Source organism: Phenylobacterium immobile (ATCC 35973) (assembly GCF_001375595.1).
Classification (GTDB): Bacteria; Pseudomonadota; Alphaproteobacteria; order Caulobacterales; family Caulobacteraceae; genus Phenylobacterium; species Phenylobacterium immobile.
This window is the reverse complement of sequence record NZ_CVJQ01000001.1, coordinates 2,825,539-2,850,057: the sequence shown is the minus strand read 5'-3', so window position 1 is coordinate 2,850,057 and position 24,519 is coordinate 2,825,539. Positions and strand designations below refer to the sequence as shown.

Sequence of the window (24,519 nt, the reverse complement as noted above, 5' to 3'; positions counted from 1 at the left end):
ATAGAATTCTTGCGTTTGCAAGGCGCATGTTAGTGCGATATCGCCGCCGCGCAAGCTCTGGCCGAGCGCGCTACAATTTCTTGCGGACAGGCGCCAGATCGTAACGGCGCCAACTGGGGAGTCTGAAGTGACCAGTACGGAGACAGACCCGCAGGTCACGCCGCAGAAGAGCTTGGCTGAGCGCGAGGCCGACTACGAAGCCTTCGTGTGGAAGAATCTGCCGCGGAACTACTTCGCCAATTTCATGCACGGCATGCTGGGCATGACGGGCATGCGCATCCTGAATGCGCCGACCTTCCTGCCCGCCTATCTGTTCTCCGTCTCGGGCTCGACGACGATCGTCGGCTTGGGTCTGGCCTTGCAACAGGTCGGACAGATCGTCTCTCCGGTGGTCGCCGCCGGCCTCGTCGAGAACCAGCGCAAGGTGATGCGGTTCGCAGCCTGGATCGGCGGCATCGCGCGCCTGCAGATCCTCGCTCTGGCGCTCTGTGGCTTCTTCATCCACGACAAGACGGCGCTCACCGCCTCTCTGCTGTTGTTCATCACCCTGTTCGGCCTGTTCATGGGCGCGCAGCAGGTGGTCTTCCAACTGCTCATCTCGAAAGTCATTCCGCTGGCCCGTCGCGGTCGGCTGCAAGCTTGGCGCAACATGACCGGAGGCCTGATCGCGGCGGTCATCTCGTTTCTCGCCGGCCGCTATCTCATCGGCCACAACGTGCTGGGCAATGGCTATGCGACGACCTTCCTGCTGTCGGCGGCCCTGACGACGGCGGGTCTGACGATCCTCCAGTTCGTCATGCGCGAGCCGGAGACCGTGACGATCCGCGAGAAGAGCCGCATCACCGAGCGTCTGCGCGAATTCCCGAGGCTGCTGACCGCCAATCGGCCCTACATGTTCTTCGTGATCGTCCAGGCCCTGGCGGCGATCGGCCGGATGGCCGTGCCCTTCTACATTCTGTACGCCGGCGAAACGATCAAGATGACCGGCGCTAACATTGGCATCCTGTCGATCGCCTATCTGGGCGCAGACACCGTGGCGAACCTGGTCTGGGGCTACCTCGGCGATAAGAAGGGGTTCCGCATCGTGACCGTCGGCGCCCTGGCGCTCTGGGCGGCGGCGACGGTCATGCTCCTGCAAGTTCATTCCCTGCCGCTGATCTTCATCGCCTTCTGCGGCCTCGGCGGCTCGCAGTCGGGCTGGCAGATGAGCGCCCAGACCATGATCCTGGAGTTCGGCTCGCGCCACGAGCTGCCCATGCGCATGGCGCTGTCATCGACCGCGCAAGGGTTCTTTGCCGCCCTGGCGCCCTTGTTGGGCGGCGTGATCGGCAGCCACCTGGGCTATCCGGCGCTGTTCTGGACCTCCGCCGGTGTGCTCAGCCTCGGGCTGGTCCTGATGCTGGCCCGCGTGCCGGATCCGCGTTCGACCCTCGTCATTCCGAAGGCGGCGGAATAGGTCGCCGTCCGCAGCTTTGGATGGTAAGGGCGAAAGCATGGAGTCCAACCCGTCCGTCGCCACCGAATCGGCCAACGACGCCGGCTCGGCCGCAACGCCCACTGAGGCTACGGCCGCGCCTCGGCATTTCCGTGACCTGCCGCAGCCCGCTCAGCGCGCCTGGGGTGGGTTTCTGAAGGCCTATCGCGCCGTTTCTGAGAGCATAAACCGGCAGATGGTCGCCGCCGGCCCCCTGTCTCTCGCCGACTATGAGCTGATGCTCTACATCGACAACGCGGGCGGCGAACTGCGCTTCGTCGACCTGGCCCGCCGCACCCTGCTGAGCGAGAGCCGTATAAGTCGTCGGATCGACGGGCTTGAAGGTCGCGGTCAAGTGGTCCGCAGGCGCGCCGAAGATGACGGCCGGGCGACCTTCGCCGTGATGACGGACAAGGGCCGCGCCGACTTTGAGGCCTCTCACGCCGCCCTGCTCACAGCCCTGGAAGATAACTTCCTGTCCTTCATCCCCGCCGACAAGCTCGACGATTTCGCCGCCCTGATCGGCGACATCGCCGCGAAAGGTCGTGGACGGATGGAAGAGGCGGAGGCCAAGCGGCCCGCCAAGACCAAGGCGCGCCGCACGCGCACGAGCGCCTAGCCGCGTATTCCGCCTTCGCGCAAACGACGCAAACCTCTCCTAAAGGCGAGACACACGCCCTAGGGGAATGATCCGACCATGGACCGACTGGATTTCCTGAGCCGGCGCCGACTGCTGGTCCGCGCCTCGGCTTTCGCGGGCGCCGCGCTGGCGCCCAGCGCTTTCGCCCAGCGCGCCGGCGGACTGGCGGGATCTGACGACCCCTTCACGCTCGGCGTGGCGTCGGGCGACCCGGAGCCCGACGGCATGGTGCTCTGGACCCGTCTGGCGCCGCGCCCCCTCGAGGCGAACGGCGGGATGCCGCCGCGCGGCGTCTCCGTGCGCTGGGAGGTGGCGGAAGACCAAGGCTTCCGGACCGTCGCCGCCGCCGGTCGGGTGCTTGCCAGCCCGCAGGCGGGGCACTCGGTCCACGTGGAGACGCACGGCCTGCGCGCTGGTCGGGACTATTTCTACCGCTTCATGACCGAAGCCGGGACCAGCGCCGTTGGTCGGACCCGCACCGCGCCGGAGGCCGGGGCTGACGTCGAGAAGCTGAGGATCGCCTTCTGCTCATGCCAGAAGTACGAGGCCGGCTTCTACGCCGCCTACCGCCACATGGTGGAGGACAACCCGGATCTGATTCTGTTTCTCGGCGACTACATTTACGAGAAGAGGCCGAACCCGACAAACGCGGTGCGCCTGCACAAGAACCTCGAGCCGTACGATATCGGCGGCTACAGGGTCCGCTACGCCACCTACAAGACCGACCCCCTTCTGCAGGCGGCGCATGCGGCTGCGCCCTGGATGGTCATCTGGGACGACCATGAGGTCGAGAACGACTACGGGAACGACAAGGGCGAGTTGCTGAGCCTCGATTACTCCGACGGCGTCAAAGGCTTCCTGCGCCGCCGTGCGGCCGCCTATCAGGCCTATTACGAGCACATGCCGCTGCGCCGCCGCTCCAAGCCGGTGGGCCCGGACATGCTGCTCTACCGCACCCTCGACTGGGGGCGTCGGGCGCAGTTCCAGTTCCTCGATGACCGGCAGCACCGCGCCGACCGGCCGTGCCTTACGCCGGCGAACATGGGCAAGGAAGCGCTCGACAGCTGCCGCGAGCGGCTCGACCTTGAGCGCAGCATGCTGGGCATGAAGCAGGAGCGCTGGCTCCTGAAGGCGCTGTCCGAAAGCCGCGCCCAATGGAATGTGCTGGCCCAGCAGACCCTGTTCGCCCCCCTGAAGCTCGAGGACGTCAAGACCCACGAGCCGGCCCTATGGAACACCGATGGCTGGGACGGCGCCCCGGCCAGCCGGGACCGCATCGTCACGCACTGGCGCGAGGCCAAGGTCGCCAACCCCATGGTGCTGGGCGGAGACATCCACACCTTCGCCGCCGCCGATGTGCGGGAAGGTGAGGGCGGTCCCGTAGCGGCGCCGAGCTTCGTCGGCGGCTCGATCACTTCGCTCGCGGCCCAGACATCCGGCTACATGCGCTTCCGCGACGCCAACCCTGACCTGAAGCTCTACAACGGCGATGTTCGCGGTTATGGACGGGTCGAGTTCGGCGCCAAGGAGGCGCGGGTCGACTTCCGCGCCCTGGCCGACGCGCGTCGCGAAGACTCACCGATCTCGACGCTCGCGTCCTATGTCGTCGAGAACGGTCGTCATACGGTTGAGCCGGCCTGAGGCCGGTCGCCGCGACACCTGGAGTCTTGAACTGAAGGGAAATGGTCGTGAGCGCAGTCAGCAGGCAATTTCTCTCCAAAAAATCCTACAAAAATGTGCCCATTTCGCTATGAATCTAACCGGCTGGGGGCAGCCAAGCTCAGGCTGAAAGCTGTCTAAATGGCTGAAAAAATAGGGAATATATCTTCCTCGCCGGCGCGATCGCGAGGCGATGCCGAAGCGTGCGTAGCCGCTATGAGCGGCGCAGAACGCCGAACAGACGCTTTTGGCTAATCGGCTTCAAGAATTGCGAGAGGCTCGTGGCCTCACGTTGAGGGCGCTCGCATCGCTGGTTGGCACGTCCAATCAGCAGCTCAACAAGCTTGAACTCGGCAAGCGACAACTGACCACAGATTGGCTGCTGCGGCTCTCCGCAGCCCTGGATTGCCATCCCTGGGAGATCGTGGAAGTGGCCGGTCCTCCCGGCCTCAGCGAGCGTGAGCAGAACCTTCTGATGGCCTTCCGGCGCCTGTCCGACGAACAGCAAGACTCCCTCCTCGCCGAAACGACCGCGCGAGCGCGCCCTTCCGGCGTTGGCAACCGTCGCGCTGGCTGAACAAAACCTGCGCGATTGCAACATTAGCACCTTGCCGGCCTGCAACCAATATGGTTGCAATCTACCTGGGGATCGCTCTTGTGAGGAATCTGCCAAGTGGCGGATGTCGTGCACACCGACGCAGACCAACTAGGCGAGCCACCAACCCTGGTCCGCGCCGCGCAGTACGTGCGCATGTCCACCGATCACCAGCGTTACTCCACCGAGAACCAGGCCGAGGCGATCCAGCAATACGCCGACGCCCATGGGATGGAGATCGTCCATACCTATGCCGACGAGGGTAAGAGCGGGCTGAACATCGCGGGCCGTATCGGCCTCAAGCAGCTGATCAGCGATGTGGAAGAGCACCGCACCGACTTCGCGGTGCTGCTCGTCTATGACGTCAGCCGGTGGGGCCGGTTCCAGGATTCCGATGAGGCCGCGTTCTACGAGTACCTGTGCCGACGCGCGGGCCTGCAGGTCGTCTATTGCGCGGAGCCGTTCGACAACGACGGCACGCCGATCGCCACCATCGTCAAAAGCGTCAAGCGCGCGATGGCCGGCGAGTACAGCCGTGAGCTTTCCACCAAGGTTTTCATCGGCCAGTGTCGGCTGGTGGAGCTGGGATTCCGCCAGGGCGGCGCCCCAGGCTACGGCCTGCGGCGGTTGCTCGTCGACGAGCGAGGCGAACCCAAGGGCCAGCTAAATCGCGGCGAACAGAAGAGCCTTCAGACCGACCGAGTTATCTTGGTGCCGGGTCCGCCGGAAGAGGTGGACACGGTGCGCCACATCTACCGGCTCTTCGTCGATCAGCATCAGTCCGAGCGCGAGATCGCCGACCAACTGAACGAGGACGGCCGGCGCACCGACCTGGGCCGCGAGTGGACGCGCGGGACTGTCCACCAGATCCTCATCAGCGAAAAATACGTCGGCAACAACGTCTACAACCACGTCTCCTTCAAGCTGAAGAAGAAGCGGGTGCGCAACACGCCGGACATGTGGATCCGCGCGAACGGCGTGTACGACGCCATCGTTGATCCAGGCATTTTCGCCAGCGCACAGGCGCTGATCGCACAGCGCTCCACGCGCATGGACAACAGCGAGATGCTCGCCGTTCTGCGTGCGCTGCTCAATCAGTCCGGCGCTCTGTCAGGACTCATCATCGATGAGCAGGAAGGCATGCCGTCCAGCACGGTCTACCGGTCGCGGTTTGGCAGTCTGCTTAGGGCCTACGCCTTGGTCGGCTACCGGCCGGACCGGGATTTCCGCTACATCCAGATCAACCGGCGCCTGCGCGATCTCTTTCCGCAGATCGTCGCCGACGTGGTCGCGGGCGTGGCGGCGGCCGGAGGAACCACGGCGGCTGCGGACAGCTCCGGGCTCTTGTTGGTCAACGGCGAGCTGAAGCTTTCGATCGTCATTGCCCGCTGCAAAGAGACACCCGGCGGCGCCTATCGTTGGCGGCTGCATTTCGACACGGGCCTGGCGCCGGACATCACCATCGCGGTGCGGATGGACGCCGCCAACGTGCGCGCCCTCGACTACTACCTCTTTCCGTCCATCGATCTGGTCGGCGGCCGGCTGCGGCTCGCCGAGGAGAACGGCCTCTCCATCGACGCCTATCGTTTCGAGGACCTGGGCGAGTTGTTCGATCTCGCCGCGCGCATACCCTTTGCGGAGGCCGCGTGATGGACGAGCCGGAAATCCTCATCGAGCTCATCCCGATTGATCGCATCACGCTTCTCAATCCACGTGCGCGAAATCGGAGGACCCACCGCGACATCATCGACAGTGTGGAATCCATCGGGCTGAAACGGCCAATCACGGTGAGCCGCCGCAAGTCGCCCGACGGCGCCGTGCACTACGACCTGGTCTGCGGCGAGGGGCGCATCGAGGCCTTCCAGGCACTCGGCCAGACTCAGATCCCGGCGATCGTTCTGGAGCTCAGCGAAGAGGACTGCCTGGTGCACAGCATCGTGGAGAACGTCGCTAGGCCGTTCCATCGCGGCGTCGATTTGATGCGGGAAGTCCAGGCCATGCGTCAGCGGGGCTACAGCGATGCCGATATCGCCGAGAAGATCGGCGTGACGCCATCGTGGGTCGGCATGATCGTTATGCTGTTGGAGAAGGGTGAGGAGCAGCTGATCACCGCGGTCGACAGCGGCGTCATTCCCCTCAGCCTGGCGGTGATCATCGCCCGCAGTGATGACGGGGGAGTCCAGCAGGCGCTGGCGGACGCCTACGCTGACGGAAAGATCCGGGGCAAGAACATCGAGGTCGTGCGCCGGTTGTTGGAACGTCGGCATCGCCGCCACTCCGACACGCCTCGCGGCCGGTTTGGGCGAACAGCCAGCGCCCGTAGACCCACCGCGGACGAGTTGGTGCAGGTGTTCCGCAAAGAGGCCGACCGGCAGCGCCTGATCGCCAAGAAGGCGGATTTCGTTCAGAGCCGGCTGCTGTTTGTAGTCCAGGCTCTCAAGGAGCTGCGCGGCGACGGCGCCTTTTCCACGCTGCTACGCGCCGAGCAACTCGACACCATGCCGCGCGCGCTCGATGCGCGGCTGGCCGGTGGTTCGTTGTGACCGGCGACAGGTCTACCGATGCGGGCGTTGTTTGGGGGTTCCTGGACAAGAGCGTCGTGCTTTCCATCGACGCAATATTGCCGATGAAGTCGCTTCGCGCGGACGTGAAACTGAGCGCCAAGTACCGGCAGATCGTCACCTCGATCCGCGCCGTGGGATTGGTCGAGCCGCCGGTGGTGACGGCCGACAAGGAGAATCCGGGGACCTATTTCCTGCTCGATGGCCAGCTTCGGATCGAGGCGCTGAAGGACCTTGGCCACGCGAAGGTGGAGTGCCTGGTCTCCACAGACGACGAGGCCTTCACATACAACAAGCGCATCAACCGGCTCTCCGCACCCCAGGAGCACCGCATGATCGTCAGGGCTATTGAGCGAGGCGTGTCCGAAGAGCGGCTGGCCGCGGCGCTGGGTATAAACGTGCCGTCCATCCAGCGGCGGGCGCGGTTGATGGACGGTATCGGTGATGAGGCCAGCGAGATGCTGAAGGACGCGCCTTGCCCGCTCACCGTCTTCGACAGCCTGCGGAAGATGTCACCGCTGCGCCAGATCGAGGCGGCCGAGTTGATGATCGGCCACAACAACTTCACGCGACCGTTTGTGATGGCGCTGCTGGCCGCCACGCCCGAATCCCAAATGGCGAAGAGCAAGCGCAAGCCGAAGACGACAACCAGCGCGGTGACCCGCGAACAGGTCAGCCGCCTGGAGCGAGAATTGGCCAGTCTGCAGATGCAAACCAAGGGGTTCGAGGAGACCTACGGCCTCGACAACCTGCACCTCACCGTCGCCAAGGCCTATCTCGCTAAGCTGCTCGCCAATGTGCGCGTCGTCCGATGGCTGGCGCAGAGCAAGCCGGAATATCTGAGCGAATTTCAGTCCATCGCCGAGCTGACAAGTCTGCCGACCGACTTCAGCGCGGCGGCGGAATAGGGGACCGGGACCCTTCAAGCGCCGGGACCGTCGGAGACGCCGTCGTGTGGGACGGATCAAGGGCGGTGGCGGGGATGCCGGCGAACCCGTGCGGAGCCCGCCAGGCCGGTCGCTATCAGATCGGCCGAGGTCAACGCGCCGGGCGAGTTGGTCGCCCGGCGCGTTCAACCGGGACCTGCTGTGCGGTGTTCATGGCGATACGGTCCACGGCTTCATATGCTGAGGCGTGATGTCTGATGGGAACGAATCATCTGGCGGTAGGGCTACGAGCGCACGGGGCTCGTTGGCCCAGTGCGGCGCCTATGCCTTGAAGGCGTTTCTCGACGCCAATGTCGTGCTGGAGGGACGAGATCTCCACGAACTGCCGTGGGCGGAGCTACATGCCGACGGGCCGATCCTCGCTCTCATCACACCGAAGGCGATGGACGAGATTGATGCAAAGAAGCGGGATGGCCGGTTGGGCAAACATGCCCGCACATTCAATCGGCTGATTGCGTCCTCAATCTCGTCGGGACTGACCATCGTTGTGCGCGAAGCTTCCCCTCGTGTGGAGCTCTGCCTTGCGGTTTGCGATCGCATCCCTTGGGACGACTACGATGAACTGGATCCCGACGATGGGGATGCGCGCATTGTTGCGGAGACGTTGCATGCGCGTGGGGTAGCGCACGCTGAAAAGCGTCTCGTGAGTCATGACATCAAGCCGCTCGCATTCGCGGCCGGCCGCGGACTGATGACGCATCACATATCAGACGACTGGCTTCGGCCACCCGAACCTAGCCCCGCCGACAAGGAGATTCAGCGGCTCAAGCAACAGGTTCGGGAATTGAAAAGCACCGAGCCAGAAATCTCGATCGATATTGAGGTCGATAGCGAGCGGCCTGTTCGCCTCCATCGGCTGGAACCGCTGTCGCCGGAAGCGACGGCCGCCGCCATTGCACTGGTCCGTCGGGAAACAAAACGTCCATCGAGGCAAAGTCAGTGGGGGCTCGGCGTCGACTATTTCAACCACGACAGTTCGTTCGATGAGCGCTTTGACGAGTACGTCAACAAGACCATTCCGGAGTTCTTCGCCAACTACGCTGACAGGCTCCAAGGCGCATTCAATCAGCTATCGTTCAGCGTGCGTGTGATTAATGTCGGTGCGATCAGGGCCGATCATGTGGTGGTGGAACTTCGGGCTTCAGGCGGCTGGCTGCACGACAAGTTCGTTTTCATTTCCCCGAGCGGGCCGCAGGCTCCTCAGCCTCGCGGTCCTCTTGCGGGAATGACCACAATCCGCGACCTGATTTCACCCCATGTGGGTCGGCATGAGTTCGCCTTCTCGGATCCGTCCGCGCGAGGTCGACGCATGACTGCCAATTGCGCTGACTTCCGACATGGTCAGACTTGGACCTTCGATGGGGTCATGGCGTTGGATGTCGACCATCCGGGACCCGCGGAGCTGAGCGTGCGCGTGACAGCCGCCAATCTTCACGGGGAGTGTTCTAAGGTTGAGCGCCTTGAGCTGGTGGCGACTCCGGGGCAGGTATCCGAGTTCGTCGATCTCGGCGCCTTGAAATTCGTCGCCTCGCCGCTTTCCGACGATGTTCGACGGGCGCTGGATGAGAAGAAAATCCGCTGGGAAATAGAGGGCTTCGAGGACGACGACTGATTTTCACGAGCCGCCTCATCCTCGAGCGCGCGCCAATTGAGCCGTGCCTTGGCTCGGCCCGCAGGGGCGTCTGGGCAAGGATGCGGGGATTGTGGTGGATAATCACCGCATAATATGCGGTGAAAATGCTTGCGTGTGCGGGGATTAGTCGTCATTTTCGCCGCAAGAGGTGCGGAGAAAATGACGACCTACATCCACGCGCTGGGCGATTGGCCCCATCTGAGCTGGGACCACAAGCGACTTGAGGCGCAGCTTGCTGCGGTCCGCCTCCGGCAGGGCAAGCTCATTGGCCGGATGGAGACGCTAGGATTTCAGCGTCGCGCGGAAGCCGTCCTTGAGACCCTCACCGCAGATGTCCTCAAATCAAGCGAGATTGAGGGCGAGCAACTCGACAAGAGCCAGGTCCGCTCATCCATCGCGCGGCGTCTGGGCATGGATATCGGCGCGCTCACGCCAGCCGACCGCCATGTCGAGGGCGTGGTCGAGATGATGCTGGACGCCACCCAAAATTACGGCGCGCCGCTCACCGACGAGCGCCTGTTCGCCTGGCACGCCGCGCTCTTTCCGACGGGTCGGAGCGGGATGAGCCGTATTTTGGTCGGCGCGTGGCGCGACGCAGCCTCTGGGCCCATGCAGGTCGTCTCCGGCCCAATCGGGCGTGAGCACGTTCATTTCGAAGCGCCGCCCGCAGAGCGGATGGAGGCTGAGATGACCGCCTTCCTCACCTGGTTCAACGGCGATGACACTCTAGATCCGATCCTAAAGGCGGCGCTCGCTCACTTCTGGTTCGTTACAATTCATCCCTTCTCTGATGGAAACGGTCGCGTCGCGCGCGCCATCGCCGATCTCGCGCTGGCCCGCTCCGAAGGTAGTACGCAACGCTTCTACAGTATGTCCGCGCAAATTCGCCTTGAGCGAAACGCCTATTACGCCGTCCTGGAGCGCACCCAGAAGGACGGGCTCGACATCACTGCCTGGCTGCAATGGTTCCTGGGTTGTCTCGATCGTGCGTTCGACGGAGCCGAGACCACCTTGGCGAATGTGCTGCGCAAGGCGCGCTTCTGGGAGGCGATGGCCGGTCAAGCGCTCAATGAGCGCCAGCAGCACGTCCTCGACCTCCTCCTCGAGGGTTTCGAGGGGAAACTGACCAGCTCGAAGTGGGCCGCCATAACCAAGACCTCGCCGGATACGGCGCTTCGTGACATCGACGATCTGCTGCGTCGCAGGATCCTGGTCAAAGACCCGGCGGGCGGACGCAGCACCAGCTACTCGTTGATCGCGACGCCCGCGGACGCTCTGCGCGCCGTCGCCGCCTATACGCGCGCGCATGCGGCCATCTCCGTCTGGGACGGACCGCGTATGCCGAGCCCGGCGGAGACGACGGCGCGCCAGCGCCAGATTGAAGATGTCGCTGGTCAGATTGGGGCCCTGGCGCAGCGCAGCGAGCAAGCGGCCGTGACTTATGGGGAATTCGAGGCTTGTCTTGAGGCGCTCCATCAGCTGGGCTTCCACCCTGACGCACACTTGGTTTCGGCCGTGGCCCACGCTCTAAGCCGGGTGGCCTGAGGGACGGGCTAGGGGACCAGCGCTCAGATCGGCTTCCTTGGGCTCGGTCACCAGCTCATGCCGCGCTAGGATCCAGCCAAGTCTAGGGCAGGGGAAACAGCTTCCTGTTGCCCCGAGGCACGGCTGGAGACTTGCCGTGACGAGCCGTTCTCCGGATTCGCCACCCGCCTTTTTCGTGGAGATCGAGCTGATCCTCGCATGGGTGCCGATACTTGTTCGGCGACCCGTAGGAGGCTACCGCCACAGAGTGCTTGGCGTGGGCTCTCGGCGGTGGGGTTGCGCCCTTCCCACCGTGATGCGGGATCATGACGGCCGTGAGATCGGACTGAAGATCCGGGGGAACGGCGTGATAGCCAGCGTCGCCCGTGAGCAGCACGGCTTGGCTTTCGCGCGCAATGCGCAGCGCGTACCGCAGAGGATCACCTGCGCAAGGTGCTGGTCGAAGGGGGGTGGCTGAAGTGAGCCAGCTGACCCAACGCGAACTTGAAAGCTATCTCTGGGGCGCCGCCACCCTGCTGCGCGGGCTCATCGATGCCAGCGACTACAAGCAGTACATATTCCCCCTGATGTTCTTTAAGCGCCTCTCCGACGTCTGGGACGAGGATTACCAGCAGGCGCTCGATGAAACCGGCGACAAGGGCTATGCCACCGACACCGCCAACGACCGCTTCGTGATCCCTGAAGGGGCGCATTGGGACGACGTGCGCGCCGCGCCCCGAGACGTGGGTCGGGCTCTTCTGTCGGCTTTTCTCGCCATCGAGGCGGCGAACCCCGAACGTCTACAGGGCGTCTTCGGCAATGCGAACTGGACCGACAAGGCCCAGATGCCCGACAGCACGCTGAAGAACCTGATCGAGCATTTCTCCAAGCACGACCTGACGCTCGCCGCCGTTCCGGAGGACGAACTCGGCAACGGCTACGAATACCTAATCAAGAAATTCGCTGACGACAGCGGTCACACCGCGCAGGAATTCTACACCAACCGCACACTCGTCCATCTGATGGCGCAGATGCTGGAGCCCCAGCCTGGCGAGAGCATCTATGACCCGACCTGCGGCACCGGCGGGATGCTCATCTCCTGCCTGGCAGAGGTGAAGCGGCGCGGCGGCGACATTCGCACCACGGGCCTCTATGGCCAGGAGCTGATCACCATCACTGCAGCCATCGCGCGGATGAACCTAGTCATCCACGGCGTGGACGATTTCCACATCGCCAGCGGCAACACCCTAGCCACCCCGGCCTTCGTGCAGGGGGATCGCTTGCGGATCTTCGATGTGGTTCTGGCCAATCCGCCCTATTCCATCAAGAAATGGAACCGCGGCGCGTGGGAGCAGGATGCGTGGGGCCGCAACTTCCTGGGCACACCACCGCAGGGGCGGGCCGATTACGCCTTCTTCCAGCACATCCTGTCATCGATGGACCCGAATTCTGGGCGCTGCGCGATCCTGTTTCCCCATGGTGTGCTGTTCCGCAACGAGGAGGCCGAGATGCGGCGCAGACTGGTCGCGTCCGACCGGGTCGAATGCGTGCTGGGGCTGGGCCCCGGGCTTTTCTACAACTCGCCGATGGAGGCCTGTGTGGTGATCTGCCGGTCGCGGAAGCCGGCAGAGCGTCAGGGGCGGATCCTGTTCATCGACGCGGTGGCCGAGATTGCCCGGGAGCGGGCGCAAAGCTTCCTCCGCCCCGAACATCAGGCGCGTATCCTGTCGGCCTATCACGCGTTTGGCGATGATCCTGGCTTTGCCGCTGTGGCGGATGTGGCCGATGTGCTGGCGGCCGACGGCAACCTGTCGATTGCCCGCTATGTGAAGCGGTCCAATGGGGCTGCCGCGCCCGGTGGCGCTACGCTGGCTGCGACATGGGCGGCGTTCGACGAGGAAGGGCGCGGATTTTGGTCGGGCATGGACGCGCTGGTCGACATGCTTGATGGCCTGACGCCTGCGGAAGAAGCCGGTGCTTGAGCGTCCGATTTCCAAGGTGGGGTGGACACGCGTGGCATTTGGCGACGTGGTGCGCCTGTCAAAAGCGCGGGTGGTCGATCCCGAGGCGGCCGGGATCGAACGTGTCGTGGGGCTGGAGCATATCGAACCCGGCGATCTGCGTGTCCGGCGCTGGGGCGATGTGGTCGATGGCACGACCTTCACAACGCTGTTCAAGCCGGGTCAGGTTCTGTTTGGCAAGCGCCGGGCCTATCAGCGCAAGGTGGCGGTGGCTGATTTCGAAGGGGTCTGTTCCGGCGACATCTATGTGCTTGAGCCTGCGAACGACCGCCTGATTCCCGAACTGCTGCCGTTCCTGTGCCAGACAGACGCCTTTTTCGAGCATGCCGTGGGCACCTCGGCCGGGTCGCTGTCGCCGCGCACCAACTGGACCAGCCTGGCCAACTTCGAGTTCCTACTGCCGCCGATCCGAGAGCAACAGCGTATTCTTCGATTGATCGAGCCCGCGCAGGCCGCAACCGATGAACTGAGATTGCTTCATGCCTCAGGGCACTTACTATTTCAGAGTTTGATAGAGGAAATATTCAAAAGAGGCCTCGAGGGTGAGGATTATCAGTTCGCTGATGGAGTGAAATATCCCAAGAGCTGGCCATTGAAGCCGCTTGGCGAGCTGGCGTCGGTTGAAAGAGGAAAGTTCAGCCACCGTCCGAGGAACCTTCCTGAGTTCTTCGGCGGTCCTTACCCCTTTATACAAGTCACTGAGATTGCAAACTCAATTGGAACGTTAGCGCCGAGCGCATCATCTCTCAGTGAATTGGGTGTCAAATACAGCCGATCTTTTCCTGCGGGCACTGTGCTCATATCGATCACGGGTGTTGTTTTGGCGAAGACCGCAATTACCGATCGCGAAATTTGGACGACAGACTCTATCGTCGGCATACAACCGAGGCCACTCCTTGATGCACGCTTTCTGGAGTTCTGCCTGCGAAGGCTTCACAAGAGATTCAACAGTACTCTTGCAACCGTTTCGACCACGCAGAAGAATATAAATCTTGAAACGCTGCGACCCTTGAAAATTCCGTGTCCAGACATTGAGATTCAGATGGATGTTGTTCGACGGCTTACCGCGATGCAACAGGCGCTAATCGACGTTTCAGCCCGCACAGTATATGCTGATAGTGTCAGGGATAGCCTAACGCGTGAGTTTCTGTTTGGACCAAGCGAATGAAGTTCACGGAGTCCAACACCGTCGAGGCCCATCTGCGCGACCTGCTCGCGGGCGCGCCCTCGCCCCGCCCGGCGCCGCTCTCCATCGGCCTCGCCCGCGCGGGTGGCAAGATCGCGGGCCTGGGCTGGCATTACTTCGCCCCCGCCGATCTTCCCCGCCAGCCGCAAGAGGTGCTGGCCGAGCCCCATCTGCGTGACGCCCTGATCCGCCTGAACCCCGCCATCGCCGCCAACCCCGGCCGGGCCGATGACGTACTCTACCGCCTGCGCGCTATCGTCATGGGCGCGCGGTTGGACGGGTTGGTGAAGGCGAACGAGGAATTTTCCGCCTGGCTGCTGGGTGAACGCTCAATGCCCTTCGGCAAGAACGGCGAACACGTCACCATTCGCCTGATGGACTTCGAAAATATCGAGAAGAACAGCTTCGTCGTCACTCAGCAGTTCATCATTCGCGCTGGCAAGACCGAGAAGCGCGCCGATCTGGTGCTACTCGTCAATGGCGTGCCACTGGTGTTGATCGAAGCCAAGACACCCGTGCGCTCTAGCCAGAGCTGGCTGGACGCCGCAATCCAGGTGCACGACGATTATGAGCAGAATGTGCCTGAGCTCTTCGTGCCGAACGTCTTTTCGGTCGCTACTGAAGGCAAGGAGTTCCGTTACGGCTCGGTCCGGATGCCGGTCGATATGTGGGGCCCCTGGCGAGATGGCGACGGCGCACAATCACTAGGCGAGGTGGAAAAGGCCGCCTGCTCGATGCTGCGTCCGGCGATGGTGCTGGACATGCTCGAGAGCTTCACCGCGTTCGCCACCCAAAAAGGAAAGCACCGGATCAAGATCATCGCCCGGTACCAGCAGGTGGATGGTGTCAACAAGATCATCGCGCGCGTGGTGGCGGGCCAACCGCGCAAGGGCCTGATCTGGCATTTCCAGGGATCGGGCAAGTCGCTTCTGATGCTGTTCGCCGCGCGCAAGCTTCGGCTCCACCCGGCGTTGAAGAACCCAACGGTGCTTGTGGTGGTCGATCGGATCGACCTCGACAGCCAAATCTCGGGCACCTTCTATGCCGCCGATATGGCCAATATGGTCCGCACCGAGAACCGCAAAGAACTGGCCGACCTGCTGGCTAAAGACGTCCGCAAAGTGGTGATCAGCACGATCCATAAGTTCGCCGAGGCCGACGGTGTGCTGAACGACCGCGACAACATCGTCGTCCTCGTCGATGAAGCCCATCGCACGCAGGAAGGCGATCTGGGGCGCAAGATGCGCGAGGCGTTACCGAATGCGTTTCTGTTCGGTTTGACGGGTACGCCGATCAACCGCGCCGACAAGAACACGTTCTACGCTTTCGGCGCCGAGTCTGACGAGGGCGGCTATATGAGCCGCTACGGCCTGAATGACTCGATCCGCGACGGCGCGACGAAGGAGCTGCATTTCGAGCCGCGGCTGGTGGACTTGCACATCGACCAGAAGGCCATCGAGGAAGCCTATGCTGAGCTGACTCACGGCCTGACGGACGAGGACAAAGACCGGCTGGGCAAGGCTGCGGCCAAGATGGCGATCCTGGTGAAGGCGCCCGAGCGTATCCGCGCGATCTGCGGCGACGTTGCCACGCACTTCCAAGAGAAGGTGGCGCCAAACGGCTTCGGCGCGCAGGTGGTGACCTTCGACCGCGAAAGCTGCCGGCTCTACAAGCAGGAACTCGACCGGCATCTGCCGCCCGAGGTCTCCGACATTGTGATCTCGGTAAATAGCGGCGAGCCGGAATACGCGCCCTACAAGCGCGATCGGGACGCCGAGGAAAAGCTACTCGACCGCTTCCGCGACCCGAAGGATCCGCTCAAGATCATCATCGTCACGTCGAAGCTCCTCACGGGGTTCGATGCGCCCATCTTGCAGACAATGTATCTCGATAAGCCGCTGCGCGATCACACCCTCTTGCAGGCGATCTGCCGCACGAACCGGCCTTATGGCGAGCAGAAAACTCACGGCCTGATCGTCGACTATCTCGGCATCTTCGACGATGTCGCGCAGGCGCTGCGGTTTGATGAGGAGGGGGTGCGCAAGGCCGTCTCGAACATTGCCGAACTGATCGATGCACTTCCAGCGGCGCTGCAAAAATGTCTGGCCTATTTCGCCGGCGTGGACCGCAGTCTGGGGGGCTATGAGGGACTGATCGCCGCTCAGGAGTGCGTTCCAAACAACGACCTGCGCGATGCCTTCGCGGCCGACTTCAATGTGTTAGCCCGGATCTGGGAGGCGTTATCGCCCGATCCCGTCTTGACCCAGTATGAGACCGAATATCGGTGGCTGGCTCAGGTGTACGAGTCCTTGAAACCATCGACTGGAACAGGCCGATTGCTGTGGCACCGGCTGGGCGCAAAGACCATCGAGCTGATCCACGCCAATGTTCATGTCGATACCGTGCGCGATGATCTCGATACTCTAGTCCTCGATGCCGACCTTCTCGAGGCTGTTCTCGGCAATCCTGACCCCGAGAAGAAGGCTAAGGAGATCTCGATAAAATTGACGGGCCGCCTGCGCAAGCACGCTGGAAATCCGATATTTAAGGCCCTTAGTGAGCGGCTCGAGGACCTCAAGAACCGTCACCAGCAAGGTCTCTTGCTCTCCGTCGAATTCTTGAAGGAACTGCTGGCGCTGGCCAGAGAGGTCGTTCAGGCTGAGCGCGAGACTCCCGAGGAAGAAGAAATAGATCGGGGAAAAGCGGCGCTTACCGCGTTGTTCGAAGAAGTGCAGAACGGCGATACGCCAGTCATGGTGAAGCGTATCGTCGATGATATCGACGAGATCGTGCGCGCCGTTCGTTTTGATGGGTGGCAAGCAACCCATGCCGGCGAGCGGGAGGTCAAAAAGGCGCTGCGTCAGACACTATTCCGCTACAAGTTGCACCAGGACGCGGACCTGTTTGAGAAGGCCTACGGCTACGTCCGAGAGTATTATTAGGTCCTTGAAGCCAAGTGCCGGGTGAGGCAGGGGGCTCCAAGGTGGCCGGCGGCTGGGAAAAGCCCTTTTGATCTGCGGACCGCAAAGCTATCGCGCCGCCAAATACGTAAGTCGTCGAGTTCGCAGATGCAGGGTTATCAGAAATCGGCGCGCGCTTACGGGCGTTGGTTAGACCGGACCTGACTCGTTGCCGACCTTCGCAAGATCTGCTGGCGGGCGGCGAAGGTCGGAGTGTCGGGAGCAGGTCGCAGAGAAAAGAGCGGAGGGGACGGGCCGAGCCGTGGCCCCAGAGTAACGGGATGATCCCAAACTTGGTGTGCTCAGCGATGATCGCATTGGCATTGAAGCTAGAATGAGGTCAACGTCGCCGTCGAGTCGTGTCCAGCGTCCGCCACACGCATAGGATGCGACGATAGGAATGGTCTCGGGGGGATCAGCACATGTATGTGCCGCGGCGACGCGACGGGTGGACCACCTCGGACGCATTGGCGAGCTGAAGGCCAATCTAGACGTGGTTATGACACCGCTTCAGATCATCGAACACATGCGCGTTCCGAACACACGGAGCGTGTTCTTCCTCGGCTGTTTCGAAAAGCGGGTCACGGTCTTCTCGCAGCAAATTAGGGCGCTCAACCTAGTCGCAGCGATCCTCGATCAGAACCTGGTGCGCGCCAACGGCCGCGTCGCGATCATCGGCGCCGGAGCCGCTGGCTTGACGGCCGCCATCGCCTTGGCCAAAGCGGCGTCCGGTTTGCGGGCCATTCACGTCTACGAAATGCGATCCGAGGTCCTGGAACTCCAGGAAGCCAGCAACAGATACTTGCACCCCCACAACTACGACTGGCCGGCCGGACCCGCGACCGAGGTTTCGGCTGGACTGCCCATCCTGAACTGGAGCGCCGGCCCAGCGCGCGACGTCCAGAAGCACCTGCGCAAACAGTTCGACGACGAGTCTCGCGGCACGCAGATCCAGCTGCGCACCGACACCACGGTCACGGGCGTGCGCCCCTTCAACATGGAGGGCGTTCGCGTTGTGCTCAGGGACAGCGCCTATCGCAGCGATGTCTATGATGCCGTCATCCTCAGCGTTGGCTTCGGTACCGAACGCTTCATCGACGGCGACACCCCATCCTACTGGACCCTTTCGCAGCTCGAGGGGCCAGTCCTGCCAGCGGGCACCATGGACATTTTCGTGTCCGGCAACGGGGACGGCGGCTTGGTGGATTTCATGGGGGCCGCGTTTCGGCCCATGCCCCATCAGGAGATCTGCAACCTCATCACCGGCCTCAACCTTGGCCCCGCGCGGGACGAACTGAACCTGATCGAAGAGGAGGCCTGGTTGCCGGGCGCGGCCGTGGACATCTACGAGGCCTATCGGACGCGCGTGATCCCGCTCCTTCCGAACGGCGTGCTGACGGAGATCGGCGATCATCTTCGCGCCAATGTGCGCGTACGCCTTCACACGCGTGACCCGCAGCTGTTCAAGCGCAATACGGCGATCCTGAACCGCCTCGGATGCACCCTCGCGCTTGTCGCCGACGAAAACCGCGGAAACAACGCCCTCAGCACCACGGTGGGGCTCGAATTCGACGGGCCGGTGCCGGCGATCGGCGACATCAAGCTGATGGGCGAGGATGCGTTCCATCCCTGGCGTCGCTTTCTGCGCCTTGGCCCCGACGGTCACGCGAACCTCGGCCACTTCCAGGAGTGTGTCGATGCGATGCCGGCCGCCGCGACGAATCCGCTTGAGGGGTTCAGGCCGCAGACGCCGGCCCTGACACCCGAGGCGGCGGCGAGGTTCGCAGCCTTCCACTCGCCGGACATGCAGCCCCTGGGTCCACCCGAACCTGCCCCGGCCGCCGACACGTCGGTGCGCTTGCGGATCGACCGTGCCGCGGACGGCGACCTGGTCGTCACCGGCAATCTGGAGCCAGCGGCGTTGGCGGAGGCCTGGCGCGACGAGCGCGCGGTCGTCGTCGACTGCAGCCTCGCTGCGCGCGATGCGCCCACATTGGTCGGGCTGTTGGCGCGGCTGTGCGGTCACGCCCTGAGCTCCGCCTTCTTTGTCCACGATCGCCGCCGGTGGGCGGAAGCTCTGGGCTACGCGGTGCGGGGGCGGGCCTTGCCAGGCAACCTCGAGATCCGCTTCCAGGTCGAGGGACCTCGGGAACAGGCGGCGGCCGCCAATCCGCAATTGATTCCGCTTCCCGACTTCGTGGCAACGGTTCACCGCGCGCTTGATGTGGAGGTCCTGCGGACGCTTCACGAACAAATCTATGACGTGGTTGGACGACCGGATCCGATTGAGTGCGGTTGGGCGATCGAAGCCGGGCTCCGCACCGCGCTTTGGGCTCTCTGGGAAGACTGGCGGCCAGCGCTTCAAGGCGACGCCAACGCCTTACGGCGGTTCCTCGTCCTGCTCGCCGACGATCGGGACTACGAGGACGGCGGGGAGACCACATTGGTGCGCGTCGGAACCAAGACGATCCGAAGCCACCTGCTCAAAGCGGCCTTGTTCGCGCTCGCCTTCGTTGTGGGGAGTGAGCGCCCCATGTCGCCTGCGACTGCCCATCCGGGAAACCTGCGCGGCGCTGCCGGCGCCGGCCACGCGTGCGGCGTGACTTGGATCGAGGGCCGCGACATCGGGGCCCGCGTGGCGGAGCGCCCCTGGTCGACCCAGATCGTATTGCTCGCGGAGTTGAAGGCCGCCTTTGAGTTCCTGCGCGGAGAACCCCGGATGGACGAGCTTATCGATGACCGGCCACGCGTGGGTGAAATCGCCGCCACAGAACGACCCTTGGTCCTGGGGGCAGATGATCAGTTCCTCGACGCGCTCGAACAGGGCCTGCCGGCGCTGAACATTTTTCTCACTGGCGTACTTGCGTGGCGCGCGGACTCGGCCCGTGACCTCATCGAGGGAGAGGCCTGATGCGAGAACCCCCGAAGTTTCATGACCTCATCCTGGCGGCGGCGGCGTCCTTGGGTGCCAAGGTAGAGGCCGCGCCGGAGGCGTGGACGGGCGTCGCTTTCAACGCCGAAGTCCTCTCCACAGGGCGGCCTCCCTCATCGCCGATGCAGGCGATCAGCGCCTCGGCGCAGGCGCGGCTCGGATCATCGCCCGACAGGTCGAGGAAGCCGGTATGCGTGAGCGCGCCGTCCGCCTTTTCAACCTGACACGAGAATTGGAACGGGACGGCTTGGTACGGCCGGGTGCCTGCCCAGGAAGGAACCACATGGGCGATCGTCTCGAAATCGAGGTAGTGGCGCGGGAATGACCATGCGCCGACGGCAGCGGCGAACGCGGCGCGGTCGTGGTAGGGCATCCCGCAGGAGCTGCGGCGGATCATCGAGTTCCTGAACCTGCAGATGCAGCCGGCCGAGGTGCTGGGGGTGGAGCTTCGGCAATATGCCGGCGAGGGCATGAAGGCCCTGGCGCCGGTGGTGGTCGGCCGCAGCCAGAGCGCCGTGGATCGCAAGGGCGTCGGCGGCGTCAGAGCCGCCTGGGATGAGGCGAAGGTGCTGGAGGCCATCGCCGCGCGGGGCGAGGCGGGCGCCGCCCAGGCGGCCCGCGACATCATCGCCTGGTGTCATGCTAATGCCGACCGGGTGCAGATCACCGCCGCCGGGGCCATCGGCCCAGTGTTCAGCGTGCACGGCGACAATCTCTATCCGTTCCTGATCGGCCCGGACGGACAGCTGACGCTCTATATGGGCGGGCTGGCCAGGCGGCCGGTGTTCGAGGCTGCGACCGAACGCGACGCCTGGCGCGAGCAGATCAATCTTGCTCTGCGGGATCCACTTCCCAGCGACGCCATCGTCAAGCAGCCCAGGCTGGCCCTGGCCGACTTCACCCCGGCCTCCACCGAAGCCTTCCTGCGGGCCATGGACTGGTTCAAGGCGCGGCTGGCTTAGCCGCGCTCCCGCACACGCCGCCGCTCGCCCACCCAGCGCCGCTGGGGCGGCTTGCGGATGTGGGCGTCGCGCGTGAGGTAGCGCAGCGCCTGGCTGGTGGCGTCGACCTGGTCGTCATGCCGGCCGTTGGGGAAGGCGGTGAGTTCGCCGACGTATTCGGCGAGCCATGGCGCCTCCGCCGGCAGATGCACCTGGCCAGTTTCGAAGCGGGCGGCTTGGGCGAGCAATCGGGCCTCCTTGTCGAAGGTGGGTGTCTGCAGGATCGGGCGGAGTTCCCCGGCCACCCGAATGTCCTGGACCAGCGCTCGGCCGAGCTCGGTGTTCTCGACGATAGTGACGTCCGCCCTCCAGTGGCTGGAGAGTTCCATGATCCTGCGGCGCAGGTCCGGGGTTTCGAACCGCCCGCGCACCACATCCAAGAGATAGAAGTCCATGCCAACGGATCCCCAGACCGTGCCAACGGAATAGTCGCTGGTCTCCTGCAGGGTGGAGGCGGTGTCCCAGGAGACGACGATCCGCTCGAAGACGGACGGCTGCTGCTCATAGAACCGCAGCCACTCGCGCTTGATGACCACGCCGTCCGCGGGAACCGGCTGCTGCTGGTACTGGGCCTGGAACAGCATCCCGCCCTGGACCCTGCGCATCTGCTCCAGAACCCACAGCGGCTCACGTTCGGCATGCAGCACCTCGCCCACGGCCCGGCGATAGTAATCGCCGCATGCATCGCTCAGCCGGAAGGCGCCGCCTTCGGTCGCGATAGCCGGCAGGGTGACGACTTCCCAATCGTCCTTCTCCAGCACATGGCCGACGAGATCGTCCTCGTGCAGCCGCTGCATGATCAGCACGATGGCGCCCGCCTGCTTGTCGTTCAGTCGGGTGACCAGGGTGTTGTCATAGAACTCCGCCACCCGGCGGCGCTCGGCCTTGGAAAGGGCGGCGAGCGCCTTGATCGGATCGTCGATGATGATGATGTCGGCGCCCTTGCCGAGCACCGCGCCGCCGACGCCGGAGGAGAAGCAGACGCCGTGGCGGGTGGTGATGAACTCCAGGTCCCGTGAGCTTTGCAGGTCGAAGCCTCGAAACAACGACTGGTACCAGGGCTGCTGGGCGATGGTGCGCCGATCGACGTTGAACTTGCGGGCCAGTTCCTCTGTGTGGCTGACGCAGATGAGCCGCCGGGTCGGATCCTGACCCATGACGAACATGGGCCAAGCGACCGAGGCCAGGATGGATTTCCCGGACCTCGGCGGCACGTTGATGATCAGCCGCCGGACCTCGCCCAGCCGCACACGCTCCAGCTGCCAGGCGAGGTGCTCGTAGTGCCAGTTCGGCGCGAAGCCGATGCCGGGCTCCAGGGTGGCGAACACCTTCATGAAGAAGGCCATGAAGTCCTGGCGGAGCATGGCCTCCAGTTCGCGGCGGCGGTCAGACATCGCTGTCATCCTCCGTCTCGCGATCACCACGCCGGCGAAGCTCACGGGCGATCGTGGCGTCGTAGATGGCGGCGTCTTCGTCGGCCTCGAAGTCGGCGAGGATGCTCGGGTCTGCTTCGACAAGCTGGGCTGGAGGGTTTTCGCCCTCCAGCCAGCGCATGGCCCTGATGAATAGCTCCGGATCACTCCCGATCTTGGCCAGGAACGTGTTGGCCAAGGCATCCTTGAGCGGCATCGACTGCCGCTGCCCATCGAGCGTGGCCTCGACCATGCGCTCCAACGCCACGTCGATGGCGTCGCGCATGGTCTTCTTTTTCTTCGGCCGTCCGCCCGGATTGCCGCTTTGGCCGGGCTTGAACTGATGCGTCTTAGGCGGGCTTCCGCCGGGACGTTTGGAGTTCTTCGCCATGACCGCCCCCTCACGGCTGATCGTCGGCGGCGGCGCCGGTGGACGAGGCGAGCGTCACGCCACGCTGGGCCGCAACTTGGTCGAAGGGAACACCCAGCTCTGCATGGACAGGGAAGAGGCCGGTCAATTCGAACATCCGCCGCACGGCGATGTCACAGAAGCGCTCCTCGATCTCGCAGCCGTAGCAGATCCGCTTTGTCCGCTGTGCCGCCAGGATCATGGACCCGGAGCCGACGAACGGATCGAGGCAGATGTGGCCTGGATTGGAGGCGTCGAGCAGAATGTCCATCAGCAGGGCCTGAGGCTTGGTGCAGGCATGGTCCTGCAGCGCCTGTGCCCGGTCCGGCCGGAACCCGGCATATCCAGGAACCGACCAGATGGTGCTGCGCCCCTTGCGTTTGGCGCCCAGCCGGACGTTGTCGATCGACCTGGCCTTGCCGTGCTTGGCGACAACGATGTGCTCGGCCTGGTTCCGGTAGAGACCGCCCATGCCCGCGGACTGCTTGTCCCAGGTGCACAGCGTCTTCTGTTCCAGACCGACCGATCGGATGACCGTCAGCAGTGGGAAGAGCCCCTTCCAGTCGATGAAGAGATAGACCAGCGCGCCATCGCGTGTTGCGGTCAGGCCGGCCTGCAGGAACTCCGTGAAGAAGGTGATCGACTGGGCCTCGCTCATGCCCGAGCCTTCCTTCCACTCCTGGTGCGAGCGGCTGATGGCCGCCACCTTGGTCCCGAACGGCGGGTCGGCGGCCAGGAGATGAGCCGTGGCGCCATCCATCAGCCGGGCGATGGTCGCAGCGTCGCGGGAATTGCCGCAGATCAGCCGGTGCCCCGCCGCCCAGACCCAGATGTCACCGTCGCGGGTGACGATGGGGTGCTCGGGCTTAGCGGGGGCTTCGCCATCACCGTGGTCTTCAATGGCCGTGGCGCCGAGTTGCAGGGCCAAGTCGATATCGGCCATGTCCCAGTGGGTGGCGTCGAGCCACTGCGGATCGATCTCGCAGATCAGCTCGAACTCGGCTTTCACCGCGTCCATGTCCCAATCGCCCTCGGCATGATGGCGTTCCAGCCATAGACGCAGGGCGGCGATCTGCTCCGGCGGCCTGTCGTCCACGTAGATGACCGGAACCTCCGACCGTTCTAGGAGCCGGTAGGCTTCGGCGGTGTCCTCGCCGAAGATGATCTCACCGCTTCTCAGCGCCAGGAGCGGTGGATCGAAGCGGTGTTCCTCGATGCGGTCAGCGTGGCTGCGGATGCGGTCGGACTTGCGACGCCGGAGTTTGCGCGCTGGCATGGCGAGCGCGGCGAGCGGCGTCAGGACGATTTCACACGAGGGTGAGGTCAGGGGGCGGCTGCGTTCGCGGGTGCGAGGCGGGGTGGATTGAAGCATCTCCGTCTTTCCGACGAGGGAGCAGCCGTCCACGCGAGCTTGCGCCTGCAGGCAGGCGAAGATTGCGCTTCAGATCTGCTCCTCGGACGGATGACGTCGCGAGATGCTGCCAGGCGTCAGCCTGATGCTCTGATGATCCCGATCTCATGATCGGGCGGCCCTTGAGGCTGTGATCAGAGTGAAAGGGTTCGTA

18 protein-coding genes are annotated in these 24,519 nt (G+C 63.8%); 14 read left to right on the top strand and 4 right to left on the bottom strand.

The genetic code is table 11. The annotated features are described in order from the left end of the window. Positions 1 to 127: 127 nt before the first annotated feature. The 13 genes from BN1313_RS13915 (at position 128) to BN1313_RS13855 (ending at position 20,111) form a co-directional block, all read left to right on the top strand. A complete protein-coding gene (locus tag BN1313_RS13915; protein ID WP_245620204.1) occupies positions 128 to 1,456 on the top strand; it encodes an MFS transporter in 1,329 nt (442 codons plus the stop codon). Positions 1,457 to 1,493: 37 nt separating this feature from the next. Beyond that, positions 1,494 to 2,093, top strand: a complete 600-nt coding sequence (locus BN1313_RS13910) for a MarR family winged helix-turn-helix transcriptional regulator (protein ID WP_091741929.1) — start codon at positions 1,494 to 1,496, stop codon at positions 2,091 to 2,093. Positions 2,094 to 2,171: 78 nt separating this feature from the next. Further along, positions 2,172 to 3,755, top strand: a complete 1,584-nt coding sequence (locus BN1313_RS13905) for an alkaline phosphatase D family protein (RefSeq protein ID WP_091741926.1) — start codon at positions 2,172 to 2,174, stop codon at positions 3,753 to 3,755. A gap of 265 nt (positions 3,756 to 4,020) precedes the next feature. After that, the gene (locus tag BN1313_RS13900; RefSeq protein ID WP_091741923.1) at positions 4,021 to 4,350 is read left to right on the top strand and encodes a helix-turn-helix domain-containing protein; all 330 of its coding nucleotides are present in this window, start codon (positions 4,021 to 4,023) and stop codon (positions 4,348 to 4,350) included. 96 nt (positions 4,351 to 4,446) lie between these two features. After that, positions 4,447 to 6,018: a recombinase family protein gene (locus tag BN1313_RS13895; protein ID WP_245620203.1), complete on the top strand. Its 1,572-nt coding sequence runs from the start codon at positions 4,447 to 4,449 to the stop codon at positions 6,016 to 6,018. After that, complete coding sequence (locus tag BN1313_RS13890) at positions 6,018 to 6,911, top strand: plasmid partitioning protein RepB C-terminal domain-containing protein (protein WP_091741920.1); 894 nt, start codon at positions 6,018 to 6,020, stop codon at positions 6,909 to 6,911. Before BN1313_RS13895 ends, BN1313_RS13890 begins: the two co-directional genes overlap by 1 nt. Before the next feature lie 56 nt (positions 6,912 to 6,967). Continuing rightward, on the top strand, positions 6,968 to 7,837 hold the full coding sequence (locus tag BN1313_RS13885) for a plasmid partitioning protein RepB C-terminal domain-containing protein (protein ID WP_218054378.1): 870 nt from the start codon (positions 6,968 to 6,970) through the stop codon (positions 7,835 to 7,837). 307 nt (positions 7,838 to 8,144) lie between these two features. Continuing rightward, a complete protein-coding gene (locus tag BN1313_RS13880; protein ID WP_141653152.1) occupies positions 8,145 to 9,488 on the top strand; it encodes a hypothetical protein in 1,344 nt (447 codons plus the stop codon). A 180-nt stretch (positions 9,489 to 9,668) separates the two neighbouring features. Further along, the gene (locus BN1313_RS13875; protein WP_091741911.1) at positions 9,669 to 11,054 is read left to right on the top strand and encodes a Fic family protein; all 1,386 of its coding nucleotides are present in this window, start codon (positions 9,669 to 9,671) and stop codon (positions 11,052 to 11,054) included. A gap of 458 nt (positions 11,055 to 11,512) precedes the next feature. Further along, positions 11,513 to 13,015, top strand: coding sequence for a type I restriction-modification system subunit M (locus tag BN1313_RS13870; RefSeq protein ID WP_091742743.1), 1,503 nt, complete (start codon positions 11,513 to 11,515; stop codon positions 13,013 to 13,015). Further along, positions 13,008 to 14,222 carry a restriction endonuclease subunit S gene (locus tag BN1313_RS13865; RefSeq protein ID WP_091741908.1) on the top strand — a complete coding sequence of 405 codons (1,215 nt, stop codon included), beginning with the start codon at positions 13,008 to 13,010 and terminating at the stop codon, positions 14,220 to 14,222. Before BN1313_RS13870 ends, BN1313_RS13865 begins: the two co-directional genes overlap by 8 nt. Continuing rightward, the gene (locus BN1313_RS13860) at positions 14,219 to 17,182 is read left to right on the top strand and encodes a type I restriction endonuclease subunit R (RefSeq protein ID WP_091741905.1); all 2,964 of its coding nucleotides are present in this window, start codon (positions 14,219 to 14,221) and stop codon (positions 17,180 to 17,182) included. The genes BN1313_RS13865 and BN1313_RS13860 overlap by 4 nt, the downstream gene beginning before the upstream one ends. A 466-nt stretch (positions 17,183 to 17,648) precedes the next feature. Next, on the top strand, positions 17,649 to 20,111 hold the full coding sequence (locus tag BN1313_RS13855) for an ABC-three component system protein (RefSeq protein WP_091741902.1): 2,463 nt from the start codon (positions 17,649 to 17,651) through the stop codon (positions 20,109 to 20,111). A gap of 19 nt (positions 20,112 to 20,130) precedes the next feature. Here BN1313_RS13855 and BN1313_RS13850 read toward each other — a convergent pair whose 3' ends face one another. After that, positions 20,131 to 20,529 (bottom strand): DUF2779 domain-containing protein, encoded by a 399-nt coding sequence (locus BN1313_RS13850; protein WP_218054377.1) that lies wholly within the window; start codon positions 20,527 to 20,529, stop codon positions 20,131 to 20,133. A gap of 19 nt (positions 20,530 to 20,548) precedes the next feature. Between BN1313_RS13850 and BN1313_RS13845 the strand changes: the two genes are divergently transcribed. Beyond that, on the top strand, positions 20,549 to 21,094 hold the full coding sequence (locus tag BN1313_RS13845) for a hypothetical protein (RefSeq protein ID WP_176695841.1): 546 nt from the start codon (positions 20,549 to 20,551) through the stop codon (positions 21,092 to 21,094). Here the strand turns inward: BN1313_RS13845 and terL are convergent. The 3 genes from terL to BN1313_RS13835 are packed head-to-tail and all read right to left on the bottom strand — an operon-like array spanning position 21,091 to position 24,326. Next, a complete protein-coding gene (gene terL / locus BN1313_RS13840) occupies positions 21,091 to 22,527 on the bottom strand; it encodes a phage terminase large subunit (RefSeq protein WP_176696027.1) in 1,437 nt (478 codons plus the stop codon). The two genes, BN1313_RS13845 and terL, sit on opposite strands and share 4 nt — an antisense overlap. After that, positions 22,520 to 22,936 (bottom strand): DUF5681 domain-containing protein, encoded by a 417-nt coding sequence (locus tag BN1313_RS16640; protein WP_245620202.1) that lies wholly within the window; start codon positions 22,934 to 22,936, stop codon positions 22,520 to 22,522. Before BN1313_RS16640 ends, terL begins: the two co-directional genes overlap by 8 nt. A 10-nt stretch (positions 22,937 to 22,946) precedes the next feature. Next, positions 22,947 to 24,326 (bottom strand): DNA modification methylase, encoded by a 1,380-nt coding sequence (locus tag BN1313_RS13835; RefSeq protein ID WP_091741892.1) that lies wholly within the window; start codon positions 24,324 to 24,326, stop codon positions 22,947 to 22,949. Between the last annotated feature and the right edge of the window lie 193 nt (positions 24,327 to 24,519).

Bases quoted from the DNA above. Each gene is read 5' to 3' on its own strand.
- BN1313_RS13845 (WP_176695841.1), top strand. From the start codon at position 20,549: ATGCAGCCGGCCGAGGTGCTGGGGGTGGAGCTTCGGCAATATGCCGGC.
- BN1313_RS16640 (WP_245620202.1), bottom strand. From the start codon at position 22,936: ATGGCGAAGAACTCCAAACGTCCCGGCGGAAGCCCGCCTAAGACGCAT.
- BN1313_RS13890 (WP_091741920.1), top strand. From the start codon at position 6,018: ATGGACGAGCCGGAAATCCTCATCGAGCTCATCCCGATTGATCGCATC.
- BN1313_RS13860 (WP_091741905.1), top strand. From the start codon at position 14,219: ATGAAGTTCACGGAGTCCAACACCGTCGAGGCCCATCTGCGCGACCTG.
- BN1313_RS13850 (WP_218054377.1), bottom strand. From the start codon at position 20,529: ATGATCCGCCGCAGCTCCTGCGGGATGCCCTACCACGACCGCGCCGCG.
- BN1313_RS13905 (WP_091741926.1), top strand. From the start codon at position 2,172: ATGGACCGACTGGATTTCCTGAGCCGGCGCCGACTGCTGGTCCGCGCC.
- BN1313_RS13875 (WP_091741911.1), top strand. From the start codon at position 9,669: ATGACGACCTACATCCACGCGCTGGGCGATTGGCCCCATCTGAGCTGG.
- BN1313_RS13835 (WP_091741892.1), bottom strand. From the start codon at position 24,326: ATGCTTCAATCCACCCCGCCTCGCACCCGCGAACGCAGCCGCCCCCTG.
- BN1313_RS13910 (WP_091741929.1), top strand. From the start codon at position 1,494: ATGGAGTCCAACCCGTCCGTCGCCACCGAATCGGCCAACGACGCCGGC.
- terL (WP_176696027.1), bottom strand. From the start codon at position 22,527: ATGTCTGACCGCCGCCGCGAACTGGAGGCCATGCTCCGCCAGGACTTC.